This window comes from Pseudomonas sp. FG36, from assembly GCF_057809275.1.
In genome coordinates this window covers 1-17,911 of record NZ_JBMDJQ010000002.1, presented here as the reverse complement: position 1 = coordinate 17,911, position 17,911 = coordinate 1, and the positions used below count along the sequence as shown (strand labels likewise).

Genomic DNA, 17,911 nt, shown 5'->3' with positions numbered 1-17,911 from the left:
TCGATGCTCGCCAGCCTGACTGCCTTCGTCATCACCTCCGCCGCCCGCCTGATCACCGGTGCCCGCGCCCTGTGGCTGGGCTGCACGCCGCAACCGGTGCAGCGCCTGTACTTCGCCAACCACAGCAGCCACGGCGACTTCGTGCTGCTCTGGGCCGCGCTGCCCGAGCCGCTGCGCCGCCGCACCCGGCCAGTGGCCGGCGCCGACTACTGGTGCAAGCCGGGCATCCGCGATTTCCTCATCCGCCAGGTGTTCAACGGCGTGCTGATCGATCGCCAGCAGGCCAGCGAGGGCAACCCACTGCAACCGGTGCTCGACGCCTTTGCCCAGGGTGACTCGCTGATCTTCTTCCCGGAAGGCACGCGCAACCTCACCGATGACGCGCTGCTGCCGTTCAAGAGCGGCCTGTTCCACCTGGCCTCGGCCAACCCGCAGGTGGAGCTGGTGCCGGTGTGGATCGCCAACCTCAACCGGGTCATGCCCAAGGGGCGCGCCCTACCGTTGCCGCTACTGTGCACCCTGAGTTTCGGCGAGCCGCTGCACCTGCAGCCGGACGAAGCCAAGCACGCCTTTCTCGAGCGGGCCCGCCAGGCCCTGCTGAACCTGGCCCCGAAGGAAGCCTGAGATGGATCACAACACCCTGTCGCTGTTCGCCGGTATCGGCGCCCTGCTGCTGCTCGCCAGCCTCGTCGGCCGCCTGCTGAAGTGGCGTGCCGGCCCCGCGCCACATGCGGTGATCGACAACCTCAACGCGCGCATCAATGCCTGGTGGGTAATGGTGCTGGTGATCGGCATCGCCTTCCTGTTCGGCAAGTACGGCGTCATCGTGCTGTTCTACGGCGTCTCGTTCTACGCCCTGCGCGAGTTCATGACCCTCACCCCGACCCGACGCAGCGACTACCCCGCCCTGGTGGCGGCGTTCTACGTGGCGTTACCGGTGCAGTACCTGCTGATCGCCATGGACTGGTACGGCCTTTTCAGCATCTTCATCCCGGTGTACCTGTTCCTGCTGCTGCCGATCCTCGCCAGCTTTGGCGGCGACACCACGCGCTTCCTCGAGCGCGCCTCGAAGGTGCAGTGGGGCCTGATGATCGCGGTGTACTGCGTGTCCTCGGTGCCGGCGCTGATGACCCTGGACATCCCCGGCTACGAAGGCCGCAACCTGCTGCTGATCGCCTGGCTGATCCTGGTGGTGCAGATCAGCGACGTGCTGCAGTACGTCTGCGGCAAGCTGTTCGGCAAGCGCAAGGTGGCGCCCAACCTGTCGCCGTCGAAGACCGTCGAAGGCCTGGCCGGCGGCGTGGCCTTGGCTACCCTGGTCGGCGCGCTGCTGTGCTGGATCACCCCGTTCACCTTCTGGCAGGCGGCGCTGATGGCGCTGACGGTCAATGCCATGGGCTTCTTCGGCGGGCTGGTGATGTCGGCGATCAAGCGCGACCGTGGGGTGAAGGACTGGGGCCACATGATCGAAGGCCACGGCGGCATGCTCGACCGCATGGACTCGGTGTGCTTCGCCGCGCCGGTGTTCTTCCACTTCGTGCGTTACTGGTGGGCGTGAGGTACTGGGGTTTGGCGAAAGCCTTGCAGTGTCGGTGAGATCGAGCGCCGCCCGCGCGGCGCTCGATCTCATAGGCGCTGCAAGGCATCCGGCAAACACCTGAGCATAGCGCGCTCTGACAGCTGGACGTCGAGCCCAGGCAACTGCCCATACGTCGATGGCCCTATGGTGACGCGTCATCTCACCCGTTACCTGGAGCCACGCCATGTCCGACTTCATCACCGTCCTGCGCGAAACCTGCCCGACCCCGGTGGTCGACGCGACCAAGTGGAAGCGCATCGGCGGCGACCCGCACACCGTCAACCTAAACGCCTACCTGTCCGCCGACGGCAGCAAGATCATGGGCACCTGGATCTGCACGCCGGGCAAGTTCGAGGTCAACTACGAGAAGTGGGAGTACTGCCATTTCCTCGATGGCTACTGCATCGTCACCCCGGAAGGCGAGGAGCCGAAGCATCTGAAGGCGGGGGATGTGTTCGTGATCGAGCCGGGGATGAAAGGGACCTGGGAAGTGGTCGAGACGGTGCGCAAGTATTTCGTGTTTGCTTGATCGTTCGGCAAAAACGCACATCCTGTGGGAGCCGGCTTGCCGGCGATCACCGGCAAAGCCGGTGCCCAAAACCGCGCTGCCTGCATCGCTGGCAAGCCAGCTCCCACAGGGGCTTCATTGCCTGGAAGATCGCGGGCAAAAAAAATCGCGAATCGCATGCCCCTCCCCCAAGGTGCGCAGTTACAAGGGGGAAGACCATACGCTCCGCGATCAAGTCCACTCGCGGGTCAATCCTTCTTGCGGTACCCCTCGACGATCGCCGAGAAATCCTTGCCACCCTCGCCGCGCAGGCTCATGGCCTGGTACAGCTGCTGGGCCACGGCACCCAGGATCACCGGCTGGTGCGCCTGGCGCGCGGCCTCGGTGGCCAGCCCCAGGTCCTTGAGCATCAGTTCGGCGCCGAAGCCGCCGGTATAACCCCGTGAAGCCGGGGCAGTCTCGATGATGCCTGGCCACGGGTTGTAGGTGTCCGAACTCCAGCAACGTCCGGTCGAGCTGTTGATGATCCCGGCCAGCACCTTGGTGTCGATACCCAACGCATTGCCCAGGGCCATGGCCTCGGACACGCCGATCATCGAGATGCCCAGCAGCAGGTTGTTGCAGATCTTGGCGATCTGCCCGGTGCCGACTTCGCCGCAATGCACGATATTGCGGCCCATCTGCTCCAGCACCGGCTTGAGCGTGGCGAACAGCTCGGCGCTGGCGCCGACCATGAAGGTCAGGGTGCCGGCCGCCGCGCCACCGGTGCCGCCGGAGACCGGCGCATCACCCATGTCGATGCCCTTGGCCGCCGCGGCCTTGGAGACCTCACGGGCGGTCTGCGGATCGATGGTGCTGCAGTCCACGGTCGGGGTGCCGGGACGAATGCCGGCCAGCACGCCGGTTTCTTCGTCCAGGTACACGCCACGCACATGAGCGGCGGCCGGCAGCATGGTGATCACCAGCTCGCTGTTGGCGGCGGCGTCCTTGGGCGAGGTGCTGACCTGACCGCCCAGCTCGGCGAGTTCGGCCAGCACGGTCTTGTTCAGGTCGAACAGGTTGAGCTGGTGCCCGGCCTTGATCAGGTTGCGGGCCATGGGCGCGCCCATGTTGCCCAGGCCGATGAATGCGATACGCATGACGAGCTCCTTAGCGCAGGCTGATGGTGGTGTTCACACCGTCATTGACGCTGTCATCGTCGAACCAGCGGGCGGTGACGGTCTTGGTCTGAGTGTAGAACTGCACCACCTGCTTGCCGTACGGGCCGAGATCGCCGAGCTTGGAACCGCGCGAACCTGTGAAGCTGAAGAACGGCACCGGTACCGGGATAGGGATGTTGATACCGACCTGGCCGATGTCGATCTCGCTCTGGAACTTGCGCGCCGCCGCGCCGCTCTGGGTGAACAGGCCGGTGCCGTTGCCGAACGGGTTGGCGTTGACCAGGGCGATGGCCTCGTCGAGGGTATCCACCTCCAGAGTCACCAACACCGGGCCGAAGATTTCCTGGGTGTAGACCTGCATGTCGGTCTTCACCCCGGAGAACAGGGTCGGGCCGACGAAGTTGCCTTGCTCGTAGCCCGGCACCTTCACGTCGCGGCCGTCCAGTTCGAGCTTGGCGCCCTCCTTGATACCGCTTTCGATCAGGCCCAGCACACGCTCCTTGGCGCGCTTGGAGACCACCGGGCCGACATCGGTGCCCGGCTCGTTGCCGGCATTGACCTTGAGCTTGCTCGCCGCGTCCTTGATATCCGGCAGCCATTCGCGGGCCTTGCCCACCAGCACCGCCACCGAGGTGGCCATGCAGCGCTGGCCGGCCGCGCCGAAGGCGGCGCCGACCAGGGCGTTGATGGTCTGGGTACGGTTGGCGTCGGGCAGCACCACGGCGTGGTTCTTGGCGCCCATCATCGACTGCACGCGCTTGCCATGCTGGCTGCCCAGGTTGTAGACGTGGGTGCCGACTTCGGTGGAGCCTACGAACGAGATCGCCTTGATGTCCGGGTGGGTGCAGATGCCATCGACCACTTGCTTGCCGCCATGCACCACGTTGAGCACACCGGCCGGCACGCCAGCCTCCAGTGCCAGCTCGACCAGCATCATGGTCGACAGTGGGTCCTGCTCGGACGGCTTGAGCACGAAGGTGTTGCCGCAGACGATGGCCATCGGGAACATCCACAGCGGGATCATCGCCGGGAAGTTGAACGGGGTGATGCCGGCGCACACGCCGATCGGCTGGCGCAGGGTGTAGGTGTCGACGCCGCCGGCGACGTTCTCGGCGAACTCGCCCATCTGCAGGGTGCCGATGGAGGCGGCGTGCTCGACCACTTCCAGGCCACGGAATATATCGCCCTCGGCATCGGCAATGGTCTTGCCCTGCTCGGCGCTGAGGGTCACGGCGATGCGCTTGCTGTGTTCGCGGATCAGCGCCTGCAGCTTGAGCATGATGCGCATGCGCGCGCCGATGGGAGTGTCGCGCCAGGTCTTGAAGGCGCGCTCGGCGGCGGCCACCGCGGCGTTCACTTCCTCGACGGTGGCGAACGGCACACGCGCCAGCACTTGCTGGGTGGCCGGGTTGACGATGTCGCGCCACTCGGTGGTTTTCGACTCGACCCATTGGCCGTCGATCAGCAGCTTGACCTGCTCGACCTTGGTCTGGTCGGGCGTCTGGGGTGCGTTCATCTGCGCTCTCCTTGGAATTATTGTCGGAACGAAGACGCCTACGCCGGCATGGACACGGGGTGGCGTACAGGGGCTGAGATCGAGTATAGATGTGCAAACATCCAACAAGAATGCACAAAAAAACCGGATCATCATGCAAAAAGACCTCACCTCCCTGAGCGCGCTGAACTGGGACGACCTCAAGTTCTTTCTTGAGGTAGCGCGCACCCGCAAGGCCAGCAGTGCGGCCAAGCGCCTGGCCGTGGACTACACCACGGTGTCGCGGCGCATCGGTTCACTGGAAGGGGCGCTGGGCACTTTGCTGTTCGAGAAATCGCGGACCAACGGCTTCGTCCTCACCGCCGAGGGCCAGCGTCTGCTGGGCTATGCCGAGTCGATCGAGAGCACCCTGCACATGGCTTGCGAGCAAGTCTCGGGCTCGGGCGTGGCATTGTCGGGGCATGTGCGCATGGGCTGCACCGAAGGCTTCGGCAGCTTCTTCGTCACCCCGCAGCTGAGCCACTTCGTCGATGCCTGGCCGGCGATCTCGGTGGACATCCTGCCGCTGCCGCACTTCATCAGCCTGTCCAAGCGCGAAGCCGATATCGTCATCGCCCTGGAGCGCCCGGAACACGGCCCTTACGTGTGCTGCAAGCTGTGCGACTACCGCCTGCGCCTGTATGCCACCCAGGATTACCTGGACAGCCATGAACCCATCCGCGAGATCGCCGACCTGGGACGCCACCCGTTCATCAGCTACGTGGACGACCTGGCCTTCAGCTCGGAGCTGCTGTACCTGGCCAACCTGATCCCCAACGCCAACGCGCACCTGCGCAGCACCAGCGTGATCGCCCAGTACACGGCAGCGTTGCAGGGGCGTGGGCTGGCGATCCTGCCGTGCTTCCTGGCGGCGCAGGACCCACGGCTGGTGACGGTGCTGCCGGAGCAGATCGAGGTGACGCGGCAGTTCTGGATGTACTGCCGGGAGGACCTGCGCAAGTTGAAGCGGATCACCCTGCTGTGGGATTACATCCGTGAGGTGACCGAGGCCAATGCGCCGTTGTTGATGGGGGAGACGCGGGAGATGAAGTTCGCTCGGGATTGAGGGTAGGCATCATCGCGGGGCAAGCCCCGCGATGTCGGTATCACTCCGACCCCACCACGATCGATACGCGGCGATTCTCCATGCGCCCTGCGGCGGTGCGGTTGTCCGCCACCGGCTGGCTGCTGCCCATGCCGCGGGTCTGGATGTTCTGCGGCTGCATGCCGATGCCGGCCAAGGCCTTGGCCACGCTCTGCGCGCGGCGCTCGGACAACTGCTGGTTGTAGGCGGCCTTGCCCGAGGCGTCGGCGTGGCCGTCGATGCGCACGCGCTGGATATCCACCGACAGCAACGCCTTGCCGATGCGCTCGACGATCGACTCGCTCTGGCTGTTGAGGCTGTCCAGGTCGCTGCCGAACAGCACCTTGCCGGACAGGTCGAACGCCCAGCCGTCATCGGTCGGGGCGAAGCCCTCGCGCTTGAGCACGGCGACCTGCTCGGGTGTCAGCCCCTTGGGCGGCACGCTCTGGCAGCCGGTGAGGGCGAACAGCGCCAGCAGCAGGGTGAATAACGGGAAACGCAGTACGGAAAAACGCTTGGTCACGGTTCAGCTCCTGTTCTTTGCATCGTTGGCACAGCGTTCCGTCTGTGCCACTTGCCAATGGCCGCGGCGATTGCGCTTGGCCTGGTACATCGCCGCATCGGCGGCATTGAGCAGACTGGCCGGGTCGCGGCCGTCGTCCGGGTAATAGGCGATACCGACGCTCAGCGAGGTGGTCAGACTGGTACCATCCTCCAGCTGCACCGGCAGCTTCATGCTGGCGACGATTTTCTCGGCGATACGCTTGGCATCCTCACGCGAATGCAGCGGCGTCAGCAGCACGGCAAACTCGTCGCCGCCCAGACGCGCCACCAAATCATGCTCGCGTAACTGTGCGCGTACGCGGCTGGCCACGCTGATCAGCACTTCGTCACCCACCGCATGGCCGAGGCTGTCGTTGATCTGCTTGAAATGGTCGCTGTCGAGGAACAACAGGGCCAGGTGATCTTCAGTGCGTGCGGCGTTGCGCAGGCTGCGATTCAGCCGCCCTTCGAAGAAGGCGCGGTTGGGCAGGCCGGTCAGGCTGTCGTGGCTAGCCTGGTGGGCGAGGGTTTCGTTCTCGCTTTGCAGGTGGCTCTGCCACACCTCCAGCTCATCGAGCAGGGCATTGAAGTCGTTGCCCAGCTCGTTGAGCTCGGCGATCTGGGTTTCCGGCACGCGGCGATCGAAACTGCGCTCGCGCCGCGCCGCATGGGCGACGCTGGCCAGGTTGCGCAGGGGCCGGATGATGTCGCCGAACAGGCGCCGTGACAGGTACAGCGCCAGCACCGCACTGAGCACCGTGCACACCAGGATCCCGACCAGGCCGCTGAGCAGGAAGCGCACCAGGCTGCCACCCTGCCCGGTCAACTCGATATGCCCGACGCGCTGGCCCATGTGTTGCACCGGCATGTTGATCGGCTCTTCCAGCAGGCTGCGCGCCACCTGCGTCTGCAACTGCGCCATCACGCCGGGCGTATCACGCTGCCAGTGGGCGAGCAGTTCGCCGTCGTTGTCGTAGACCTTGGCGTCGGCGACTTCCTCGGTGGAGGCGATCAATGCCAGCGCTTCGTTGGCCGCGGCACTGTCGTCGAACACCACGGCGGCCTCGACGGTGTAGTTGATGGAGCGGGCGATCAGGTGCAGGTTGTGATTGGCATAGACGCGCAACGCCGCCACGCCGAGCAGGGTCACCAGCACACCGGCCAGGCCCGCGGCGAGCAGCGCCACGCTCAGGTGACGACGGCCGAGCACGGCACGCAGGGTCGGCCGGCTGAAGCGCTTGGCTGAACGCTTCATGGCTGCCCTGCCCGCCGTCGCGACAGCTGCAGCACGCTGGGGTGGATGCGCACACCGCTGCGCGCCACCGAGTCGAGGTTGACGTCGAACGCCACCTGCTGGTCGCTGACCCGCAGGCAGAACAGGCTACCCACCGTGCACGGGTCATCGGCCTCGCTGATGCTCAGCAGCGGATGACCATTGACCCTCTGGAACAACTGCTCACGTTCCAGCTTGTCGAGCTTGCCGATATAGATGGCATCACAGGCATTGGCCACGCTCGGGTCGTCGGCCAGCAGACGGCGCACCTGCAGGGGTTGCCCGGAGTTCTGCACATTGCCCTTGATCAGGTCGTCGGCGTACTCGGTAGGGCCGACCAGGCACAGGCGCAAGGGGTTGGGGTCGGCAGGCCAGCGTGCGTAGCTGAGGATCCCCAGTACCACCTGGGTCACGGCCTTGGCCCGTTGCTGCGCCTGGGCGTCCGACGCGGCAGTGCCCGCCCAGGCGGGAGCGCCGGTCGACAACAGCGTGGCCATCAGCAGCGAGAGCGCACAACCCGTCACTCGTCTCAAGAACGAGACAGCCACAGTCATGGGGGAAAATCTCACAAAATGTTTGCGGATAATGCCGCAACGATAGCATATCGGCGGCGAACTCCAGAGTCAGACTTGCTCCAGCATCAGCCCCGAGACACGCCTGACCTTGCGCTCCACCGCTTCCTCGAACACCCCGGCGCGCGGCTCGATCAGGCTGAAGCAGTGCTTGGCGCGGGTGATGCCGGTGTACACCAGTTCCTTGGTCAGCACCGGGTTCAAGGCATCGGGCAGCACCAGCGCGGTATGGCTGAATTCCGAGCCCTGGGACTTGTGCACGGTCATGGCGAACACGGTTTCCACTTCGCTGAGCCGGCTGGGCAGGACGAAGCGCACCCCGCCGCTGCCATCGTTGCGCGGGAAGGCCACGCGCAGCAACGCCTCGCCCTGCTCGTCCGGCAGGCGCAAGGCAATGCCGATATCACCGTTCATCAGGCCGAGACCATAGTCATTGCGGGTGACCAGTACCGGGCGGCCCTCGTACCAGGGTTGCTGGCTATCGATCAGCCCGGCATTGTGCAGCACCCGGGCCACGCGTTCGTTCAGGCCTTCGACACCCCAGGCGCCCCTGCGCACGGCGCAAAGCAGCTGGAAGGCTTCGAAGCTCTGCAGTACCTCGGCCGCCCAGCGCTCCCAGCGCGGATCGTCGCCCGGCGTGCCAGGCGGCGGGCGCAAGCGGCCGATGGTGCGCAGGTAGCCACGGTAACCCTGCGGCCCTTCGCCGCCCTGGCCGAGGCCGTCGAGCAGCAGGCGATCGAAGCGCTTGTCGTGTTCGCCGCCCAGGGTCAGGCAATGAACGTCCGCAGGCCGGGTCGCCAGCAGCGCCCGCGCCTCCAGCGCCTGCTGGCGATTGACCAGGCGCGCCAGCTGGCCGATGCCGCTGCCTTCGCCGAAACGCCGCGAATGACGCAGCATCACGATCTGCTGGGCCAGCGGATTGCGCTGGCCATCGCCCGGTTTCAGGCCGATGCCCGCCAGCGACTGCCCGCCCACCTGCTCCAGCCAGGCCAGGGTCTGCGGCCAGTAGCAGCCTTCCTCGGCATCGCGACACAGGTCGCCCAGCACCGCCCCGGCTTCCACCGAGGCCAGCTGGTCCTTGTCGCCCAGCAGCACCAGCCGTGCGGTGGACGGCAGGGCATCGAGCAGGTTGGCCATCATCTCCAGGTCGATCATCGAGGCTTCGTCGATCACCAGCACGTCCAGCGGCAACGGGTTGCCGGCATGATGGCGGAAATGCCGCGAGCCTGGGCGGCTGCCGAGCAGGCGGTGCACGGTGCTGACCTCGGTGGGGATCTGCGCCCGTACCTCAACGTCCACCTGCAGGCGCTCGACCTGCTGGCCGATGGACTCGGTCAGGCGCGCCGCGGCCTTGCCGGTCGGTGCCGCCAGGCGGATACGCAGCGGTCGGCCCTGCTCGACCGCCGGCCCCTGCAACAACGCCAGCAGGCGTACCACGGTAGTGGTCTTGCCGGTGCCGGGGCCGCCGGTGATCACACTGAAACCCGCTCGGGTGGCCAGGGCGCAGGCCAGTTTCTGCCAGTCCACCTCGCCGGCCGCCGAGCCGCCGTCGAACAACTGCGCCAGGCGCTGGGCCAGATCGGCGGGCTGAGGCTGACGGCGTGCCAGCCGCTCATGCAGGGCGCCGTCGATCCGCCGCTCGTAGGCCCAGTAGCGGCGCAGGTACAAACGCTCGGCGCTGAGCACCAGTGGCCGGGCGCGCTGTTCGACGCTATCGCCCGCCGCGACCAGCGGGCTCTCGGCAATCCGTTGCAGCCAGGTACCCAGGTCAAGGCTGGCTAGCAATTGCGAAGGCAGCAGCAGCGGCCCGGCGAGGGCATCGCCTTCCGGTGGCAGCGACAGGGCGAAGTCTGGTTCAGCGAGGGTCTGGCGCAGATCCAGGCAGACATGCCCATGCCCCAGCTGGTGGCTGGCCAGCGCCGCGGCGAGCAGGACCAAAGGGTCACTGCCTGGCGCCCGCTCCTCGAGAAAGATCACGAAGGCCCGGTCCAGGGCACGCAACCAACCGCGCTCGACCCAACGATCGAGCAACGCCAGCAGGTCGTGGCTGGCGCTCAGCGGCGCCAGGGCGCTCAGATGCTCCGCCTGCAATGGCGTGGGCAGCAGGTCATCGAGGTTGCGGCTCATGGCGCGGCTCCGGCAAACAGGTCCTGTTGTTCAGGTTCTTGCTCACCCCGGAACATCGCGTCGAGCTGTTCGATCAGTGCCCGGGGTGGGCGCGCATGATACAGCCCGTGGCCTGCCGACGTGACGCCGCGCAGGAAGATGAACACGGCGCCACCGACATGCCGATCGTAGTCGTAGTCAGGCAGGCGGGCGCGCAACTGGCGATGCAGGGCCAGCAGGTAGAGCACGTACTGCAGGTCGTAGCGGTGTTCGAGGATCGCCTGCTCCATCGCCAGGTCGCCATAGGCCTCGGCGTCGGGGCCAAGCCAGTTGGACTTGTAGTCGGCCACGTAGTAGCGCCCATCGAGCTCGAACGCCAGGTCGATGAAGCCCTTGAACATGCCATTGAGCAAGGTCGGCTGCGCGGCCGGGCGCGCCGCGCCGCCATGGGTATGGCGCGCCACCTGGTAGTCGAGGCGCAGGGCGTCGACCTGGTGGCTGGCGAACCAGAACTCCATTTCGATCTGGTAATGGTTCAGTTGCGCCAGGGTAAGGGTGGCCCCCTGCAGCGGCATGGGTTGCAGCAGCAATTGCTGCAGCCACTGCGTCAGCGTGGGGATCCAGCCGGTCCAGTCGCGTCGATTGCAGCGCCGCCCCACGGTGCGCTCGATCACCTCGGCCTGGCTGCTGATCTCGGCGAAGCCTTCGCGACCCGCCCATTCGAGCAGGCCATGGAGGAAGGTCCCCGGGTTCGGCCCACGGGGGAAGCGGTGGATATCGCCCGCCTCGGCCGGGACCTCGCGCAGCAGCTGGCTGTCCAGCACCTCGTCGTCCAGCAGTTGCTGGGCCTGGGAGCTGTCGGCGATCAGCGTCTGGTCGCCCACCCGCAGGGCACTGTAGGAGGCAATCCACCAGTGTTCCGCGGCGGCGCGCCGTGGCTTGCGTGGCGGCAGGAGTTCGCGCTGGCTGTCCGGCGTGCGATAGCTCTGTGTCTGCACTTCGGGCAGCGGCTCTCGGCTGATGGCCGGGTTGCTCGCCGCCAGTGCCTGGAGCCACTCGCCCAGCTGGCTGGAGGCAGGCAACGGCAGCCCGCCGCCGAGCAGGTAACCCAGTGCCGAACGGTGCAGTTGCGAGCTGCGCTGGGTGCCGCGCTTGAGGTCGGCGACGCCCAGCCAGCAGGCGTATTGGGCGCGGGTCAGGGCGACGTAGAGCAGGCGCAGGTCCTCGGCCAGGCGCTCGTCGTCGGCGCGCTCGATCTGCTCGGCATTCGGCGTCAGGGTCAGGTGCGCCACGCCCTGATCATCGTGCCAGCCCAGGGGCAGGCGCTGGCCATCCACCGGTTTGCTGGTACAGATGAACGGCAGGTACACCAGTGGGTATTCCAGGCCCTTGGACTTGTGGATGGTCACCACCTTGACCAGTTGCTCGTCGCTTTCCAGGCGCAGGATCTGCTCCTCGCCCGCCTGCCCGGCGTTGGCCAGGTGCTCGGTGAGGTGGCGAATCAGCGCTTGCTCGCCATCCAGTTCGCCCGCCGCCTGCTGCAACAGCTCGGCCAGGTGCAGCAGGTTGGTCAGCACGCGTTCGCCGTCACTGCGGCCCATCAACGCACGGGGCAGCTGGAAATCATGCAGCAGGCGGCGCAGCATCGGCAGCACGCCCTGGCGTTGCCAGATGTCGCGGTAGCGGCGAAAACGCATCACCCAGCCCTCCCAGACCCGTTCGTCCTGGTTCAGGCGCTCCAGTTCGACCAGCGGCAGGTCGAGGGTCAGACTGGCCAGGGCGGCCTTGAGCAGGCGCTCCGAGTCCGGTTCGGCGCAGGCCTTGAGCCAGGCCAGCAGGTCGTGGGCCTCCTGGGCGGCGAACACCGAGTCCTTGTCCGACAGGTACACGCTGCGCACATCGCGGGCGGCCAGCTCGGCGCGGATCAGCTGGGCCTCGCGACCGTCGCGCACCAGGATGGCGATATCGGAGGGCAGGCAGGGGCGCAGCTTGCCAGCGGCGTCGGCGAAACCACTGATGCCTTGCTGCCCGCCATTGAGCAGCTCGACGATATGGCTCGCGCAACTGGCCGCCAGCTGCTGGCGATACAAGGTACTGGATACCGGCTCATCGCTATCCAGCTGCCAGCAACAGAGGGCTGCGCTCGGCTGACCGGCCACCAGCAATTGCTCGCCACGGCCCTTGGCGCGTACCTCGACGAAAGGCAGCGGGTTGTCGCCATGGGCCCGGAACAGGAATGCCCCACGGCCCTCGGCACGCTCCTCGGCCTGGAGGAATACCCGGTTCACCGCCGCGACCATGGCCTGGCTGGAGCGGTAGTTGGTGTCCAGGCTGTGCAGGCGCCCGGCGGTGGCGCGGCGCGCGGCCAGGTAGGTGAAGATGTCGGCGCCGCGGAAGGCGTAGATCGCCTGCTTGGGGTCGCCGATCATGAACAGGCCGGTGTCCGGGTTGTTCTCGCTGATGCGGTAGATGCGCTCGAAGATGCCGTACTGGACGGGGTCGGTATCCTGGAACTCGTCGATCAACGCGACCGGGAACTGCTCGCGGATCAACGCGGCCAGGCGCTCGCCGGCATCACTGCCCAGGGCATGCTCAAGGCGCAAAAGCATGTCGTCGAAGCCCATTTCAGCGCGTCGACGCTTCTCCACCTCGAAGCGCGCCGAAACCCAGGCGGCGGCATGCTCCAACAGGCGCGCATCGGGACTGGCCAGCCCCTGCAACTGTTCACGCAGGGCCGCCATGGCGTGCAGCGCCGGGTGCTGCGGTGGCTCGCCGGCCTTCCACGCCTCGGCCATGCCCGCCGGGGTAAGGCGGGTAAAGCCGGTGCCCAGGTCCAGCTCCATGGCCTGCTCATCACCGGCCCAGGCGCGCAGCTTGTCGAACCAGGGCTCGAAGTAGCGTGCCTGCAACTTGCGCCCGTCCGCCTGCTTCGCGGCCACGGCATCGCGGCAGATCTGCTGCAGCTCATCGGCCCAGGCGGCCCAAGGGGCCTTGAGCTGGGCCAACTGCTCGGTACGCTGGCGCAGGGTCGCCTCGATCAAGGCTTGCGGCTCCTGATCGTCCACCTGGCCACGCACTCGGCCGAACAGTGGCCTGATCCTTGGCAACAAGGCATCGGGGCTGCCCCAGTTGCCGCGCACCCAGGCCAGCGACTCGCCACGCATGCCGTAGCAGAAGCGCCGCCAGTAGTCGCGCATGACCTGGCCCAGCAACTCGCTGTGATCGGTTTCCAGGCTCTGGGTGAACAGGCTGCCACTGTCGAACGCATGCTCGCGCAACATACGCTGGCACCAGCCGTGGATGGTCGACACCGCCGCTTCGTCCATCCACTGCACGGCGATTTCCAGGCGGTTGGCACAGCGTGGCCAGTGCGCCTGTGGATAATCCTCGCGCAGCAGGTGCAGCAAGGGGTCGGCGTCCTCGAGCTCGCCGCGGAAAAAGCGCGCCGCTTCAGCCAGGCGCGCACGGATACGTTCACGCAGTTCCTTGGTCGCCGCATCGGTGAAGGTCACCACCAGGATCTGCGGTGGCAGCAGCTCGCGGGCAAAGCCCTGCTCGCCGCCATGCCCGAGGATCAGGCGCAGGTACAGGGCCGAGATGGTGAAGGTCTTGCCGGTGCCGGCGCTGGCCTCGATCAGTTGGCTGCCGTGCAAAGGAAAGCTCAGCGCCAGGGGGCGGGCTTGGGTCATTGGGCGCTCTCCGGGTTACCCAGGGTTTGCCAGGACGCCGCGAACAAGGGGCGATACAGGGTTTCGCACCACCCCTCGAAGGTTTCCTCGAGGGCCAGTGCGGCGAAGTCACGGTATTGACGGGCCAGGGCCAGGCTCTCGCTGCGCTCGCCAAAGCTGTTCTGGCCGTCACCTTCGTAGGCACGGGCTGCGGTAGCCAGGGCCTTGTCCGGGTCCTCCTGGGCCAGCCAGGCGAAGGCGGTCTTGGCCGCGACGGGCAAGGGCGCGTTCATTCCCGCCTGGCGTGCCACCAGCAACTCGCCCAGGCGCTGCGTCGCATCGGCCTGCGGCAGCGGTGCCAACAGCAAGGTCAGGTCGCTGGCCACCAACGCGCTGTGCAGCGGATAGCCCGAGGCGCAGGCGGCAAGGTGCATGACCCAGGCCGGAATCAGGCGATGCCATTTCAGGCTGTTGCGCCCGGCACTGAGGGTATTGGGCACTGTGGCGATGCTCAGCAGGCTTTGGTCTTCGCCCTGGTACACACGGCCGAGCCAGCCTTCCAGGCGCTGCGCGCCCTGTTCGAAGTGAATCGGCAGGGCACCCTCGACCAGCGTCGGCCAGCGCTGCAGCAACTGTCGATGGCGTTGCAGCAAGTCCGGCAGCGGCTGGATCAGCTCCGCCTGCAAGGCCTCACCAAACCCGGCCAACGGTAGCAGCCCACAGGCCTGCAGCCTCCGGGCCTGGGCTTGCAGGGCTCGCTCGGCGTTGTCGGGGTCGGCCAGCGCGGCGCCGAGCAGGCTCTCACTCAGGCCATAGCGCTGCAGGGCATCGAGGACGAAGGGTTCTTCGTCCGGCGTCGGCGCTTCCAACATTTCGAAGAACACTTTCAGGCGCTGGCTGAAGAAATGTCGTACCGGGTGGCGCAGGAAATCCTGAAGCTGCACCAGGTTCAGCGGTTCATCGCTGACGTAGGGCGACAGCCCGATAGCGGCGGTCGCTGCGCCCTCCTCGGCCTGATGCAAGGCCAACCACTCATGGGCAAAGCTGAACAGCGGGCTGCCTTTCTGGAAATAGCGCTGGCTGAACGGTTGCAGCGGATGCTCCTGGGTCAACGCATGCAGCAACTGCTGTCCAGCGTCATCGCGCAACCCGGCCTTGGCACCGGCGAGCTGCCAGCCGGCAGCCAGGTGATCGCGCAGTTGCCCGATCAGCACCGAGGCCGGACGCTCGCTGTTGTCGCGGATACTGCGCCCGACCCAGCTGACATAGAGCTGGTCACGTGCCGACAGCAAGGCTTCGAGCAACAGGTAACGGTCATCCTCTCGCCGGGAGCGGTCGCCCGGACGATAGTCGCTGGCCATCAGGTCGAAGTCCAGGGGCGGCTGGGCGCGTGGATAGTCCCCATCGTTCATGCCCAGCAGGCAGACCACGCGGAACGGGATGGCGCGCATGGGCATCAGGGTGCAGAAGTTCACTGAACCCGCAAGGAAGCGTTGCGACAACTTGCCCTGGTCCAACCCCGACAGCCAGGCCTCGCGCACCACCGTTAGCGGCAGGAGATCTTGCAGGCCAACCGCCTCGCAAGTCTCCAGCCAGGTGTCGCGCAGATCCTGCAGTTGCACCAAGAGCAGCTCGTCGTGTTCGTTCTCGGCCAGGAAGAAGATCTGCAGCAAGGCGTGCAGCCGTGCGCCCCAATCTGGCGCCGAGGCCGGCTGGGTCAGGGCCTGGCAAGCAACCTCCAGGGCATCAAGCAAGGCCACCAGCGGCCCGATCAATGCGGCATCGAGGCCGCCAATCTCATCATAAGGCTCGATGCCGTCACAGCTTTCGCCCACCCCGACCGCGTACCCCAGCAACATCCGGCGCAGGCCAAACCGCCAGCTGTTCTGCTCCAGCCCTTCCGGCAGCCCCAGGCTGGCGCGCTGTTCGGCACTCAGCCCCCAGCGGATGCCCGCCCCTTCGATCCAGCGATGCAGCGTCGGCAGGTCGCCTTCCTGGATGGCGAAACGGGCGCGCACGGCCGGTACGTCCAGCAGGTCGAGCACTTCACTGACGGCAAAGCGGCTGTCGGGCAGCTTGAGCAGGTGCTCCAGCGCAATCAGCAGTGGGTCGCGACCACGCTGGCCCTGGTCGGTCAGGGTGAAGGGGATGTAGCGCGGGTCGTTGCGATCGAGCTGGCCGAACACGGCACGGATATGCGGCGCGTAGGTGTCGATAGCCGGCAGCATGACGATGACGTCGCGGGGGCGCAGCGTCGGGTCGGCGCTGAAGCGGGCGAGCAACTGGTCGTGGAGGATCTCGACTTCGCGCTGCGGGCTATGGGCCAGGTGGAAGCGCACGGAGCGGTCCTTGGCCGGATCGACTGCTGGCCATTGCGTACGCGTCTCGGCCAAAGGCCGCAGCTCAAGGATATCGTCCTGCAGCTGGTTGAGCAGGGTCTCGGGTTGGGCGTCACTGAACAGGTCGATACGGCCTTCGCTGAAGACATTCTGGTAGCTGCCTGGGTCGTCGTAGCTGTCGAGCAGGTTGATGTAGTCGCGCCCCTGCTTGCCCCAGGCCGCCAACAGCGGATGGGCATGCTGATGCAGCAGTTCGTCGTCCAGCTGCAAAGGCATGCCCTGCTTGCGTTGCTGGCGTTTGTACTGGTGCCGCAGCAGGTCCTTGTCAGCGACGATATCGCCCCAGTGGTGACGACAGGGGTTGTGCACGCACAGCAGCACCTGGCTGAAACGGGCAAGGCCTGCCAAGGCTTCCAGGATCTGTGCCGGCAGCGACGAAATGCCAAACACGATCAACCGCGCCGGCAGCCCTGGGGGCGCCTGCTCCAGGCTGTTGATCCGCTCAATGAAGCGCTGGTGCACACCAGCTCGGCTCTGGGCCATGCCCTCCTCGCCCACGTCCTCGAGCAGGAGCCGCCACAGCTCGGCCTGCCAGCGATTGCCAGCAGCCAAGGGCTTGCGCTCGCCACGGGCGGTATTGAGCACATGGGCACCATCTGCCCAGTCCTTCAACCAGTCGGCGCGGTAGACCTGGTACTGGTCGAACAGGTCGGCGAGGCGCTCGGCCAGCTGGTAGCGCTTGCGCAGGTCGCTGTCGTCGGTGAGGAAGCGGCGCAGTGGTTCGAAGTGCGGGCGCTCGATCACTTCCGGGAGCAGGCGCATCAGGCGCCAGGTCAGGGGGGCCTTGTCGAGCAGCGAAACCTCGGGGATTTCATCACGGCCTAACACGCGGCGATACAGCTGCCACATGAAGCTGCCCGGGAGCTGCACATCAATGGCAGCGGCGATGCCGCAACCGCCCTCATCGTCGTCTTGCGGGTCTTCGGCCAGCGCCAGTTTCAGCCATTGGGCGATACCGTTGCTCTGTACCAGCGCAATCTCGTTCTCCAGCGGCGCCAGGGGATAGCGACGCATCACGCTCACCACCAGATTGCGCAGCTCGTCCAGGCGGTTGCCCTGGACGATCATGAAACCTGGGTGGAGTGAGGTGGTCTGCGGCATAGAAGCTCTCGGGAATACGGTTGATGCTGACGGGAAACCTTATCACGGAGACAGCAGGCGGGGTCTCGCGATGCTGCCCGGTCAGGCCATGAGTTTTCCGGGCACAAAGACAAAACCCCTACCTGCTCGCGCAGATAGGGGTTTTGCGAAATGAATCTTGACGATGACCTACTCTCACATGGGGAAACCCCACACTACCATCGGCGATGCATCGTTTCACTACTGAGTTCGGGATGGGATCAGGTGGTTCCAATGCTCTATGGTCGTCAAGAAATTCGGTTGCCAGTACGTCCTTGCAGACATGCCAGCCAATTCGGATATGCGATATTTGTGGTTCGTCGCGAACTTTCGGTTCGTTTCGTCTTCACCACCGCAATCTGCGCT

12 protein-coding genes and 1 rRNA gene are annotated in these 17,911 nt (G+C 66.1%); 4 read left to right on the top strand and 9 right to left on the bottom strand.

Annotation, left to right across the window (positions count from 1 at the left end; all coding sequences use genetic code 11):
• The first annotated feature begins 3 nt into the window (after nucleotides 1-3).
• The 3 genes from ACODS9_RS02150 (at nucleotide 4) to ACODS9_RS02140 (ending at nucleotide 2,108) form a co-directional block, all read left to right on the top strand.
• A complete protein-coding gene (locus ACODS9_RS02150; protein WP_489093140.1) occupies nucleotides 4-624 on the top strand; it encodes a lysophospholipid acyltransferase family protein in 621 nt (206 codons plus the stop codon).
• Between the two features lies 1 nt (nucleotide 625).
• A complete protein-coding gene (locus tag ACODS9_RS02145; protein WP_023631694.1) occupies nucleotides 626-1,558 on the top strand; it encodes a phosphatidate cytidylyltransferase in 933 nt (310 codons plus the stop codon).
• Between the two features lie 205 nt (nucleotides 1,559-1,763).
• A complete protein-coding gene (locus ACODS9_RS02140; protein ID WP_023631693.1) occupies nucleotides 1,764-2,108 on the top strand; it encodes a cupin domain-containing protein in 345 nt (114 codons plus the stop codon).
• A gap of 227 nt (nucleotides 2,109-2,335) precedes the next feature.
• Here ACODS9_RS02140 and mmsB read toward each other — a convergent pair whose 3' ends face one another.
• Both mmsB and ACODS9_RS02130 read right to left on the bottom strand, forming a co-directional pair.
• Nucleotides 2,336-3,226: a 3-hydroxyisobutyrate dehydrogenase gene (gene mmsB, locus ACODS9_RS02135; protein WP_028691313.1), complete on the bottom strand. Its 891-nt coding sequence runs from the start codon at nucleotides 3,224-3,226 to the stop codon at nucleotides 2,336-2,338.
• A 10-nt stretch (nucleotides 3,227-3,236) separates the two neighbouring features.
• Nucleotides 3,237-4,763, bottom strand: coding sequence for a CoA-acylating methylmalonate-semialdehyde dehydrogenase (locus tag ACODS9_RS02130; RefSeq protein ID WP_038707313.1), 1,527 nt, complete (start codon nucleotides 4,761-4,763; stop codon nucleotides 3,237-3,239).
• A gap of 133 nt (nucleotides 4,764-4,896) precedes the next feature.
• Here ACODS9_RS02130 and ACODS9_RS02125 point away from each other — a divergent pair, with 133 nt between their 5' ends.
• Nucleotides 4,897-5,847, top strand: a complete 951-nt coding sequence (locus ACODS9_RS02125) for a LysR family transcriptional regulator (protein ID WP_031316500.1) — start codon at nucleotides 4,897-4,899, stop codon at nucleotides 5,845-5,847.
• A gap of 40 nt (nucleotides 5,848-5,887) precedes the next feature.
• Here ACODS9_RS02125 and yfiB read toward each other — a convergent pair whose 3' ends face one another.
• The 7 genes from yfiB to rrf form a co-directional block, all read right to left on the bottom strand.
• Entirely contained in the window at nucleotides 5,888-6,388 is a 501-nt protein-coding gene (gene yfiB / locus ACODS9_RS02120; RefSeq protein WP_231867455.1) for an outer membrane lipoprotein YfiB, read from the bottom strand.
• A 3-nt stretch (nucleotides 6,389-6,391) separates the two neighbouring features.
• Entirely contained in the window at nucleotides 6,392-7,663 is a 1,272-nt protein-coding gene (gene dgcN, locus ACODS9_RS02115; RefSeq protein ID WP_489093139.1) for a diguanylate cyclase DgcN/YfiN, read from the bottom strand.
• Nucleotides 7,660-8,235 (bottom strand): regulatory sequestration protein YfiR, encoded by a 576-nt coding sequence (yfiR, locus tag ACODS9_RS02110; RefSeq protein WP_401111538.1) that lies wholly within the window; start codon nucleotides 8,233-8,235, stop codon nucleotides 7,660-7,662. Before yfiR ends, dgcN begins: the two co-directional genes overlap by 4 nt.
• Before the next feature lie 69 nt (nucleotides 8,236-8,304).
• Nucleotides 8,305-10,380 carry an exodeoxyribonuclease V subunit alpha gene (recD, locus tag ACODS9_RS02105; protein ID WP_489093138.1) on the bottom strand — a complete coding sequence of 692 codons (2,076 nt, stop codon included), beginning with the start codon at nucleotides 10,378-10,380 and terminating at the stop codon, nucleotides 8,305-8,307.
• Entirely contained in the window at nucleotides 10,377-14,048 is a 3,672-nt protein-coding gene (gene recB / locus ACODS9_RS02100; protein WP_489093137.1) for an exodeoxyribonuclease V subunit beta, read from the bottom strand. Before recB ends, recD begins: the two co-directional genes overlap by 4 nt.
• A complete protein-coding gene (gene recC, locus ACODS9_RS02095) occupies nucleotides 14,045-17,527 on the bottom strand; it encodes an exodeoxyribonuclease V subunit gamma (RefSeq protein WP_489093136.1) in 3,483 nt (1,160 codons plus the stop codon). Before recC ends, recB begins: the two co-directional genes overlap by 4 nt.
• A 155-nt stretch (nucleotides 17,528-17,682) precedes the next feature.
• A 5S ribosomal RNA gene (rrf, locus tag ACODS9_RS02090) occupies nucleotides 17,683-17,798 on the bottom strand.
• Nucleotides 17,799-17,911 lie beyond the last annotated feature (113 nt).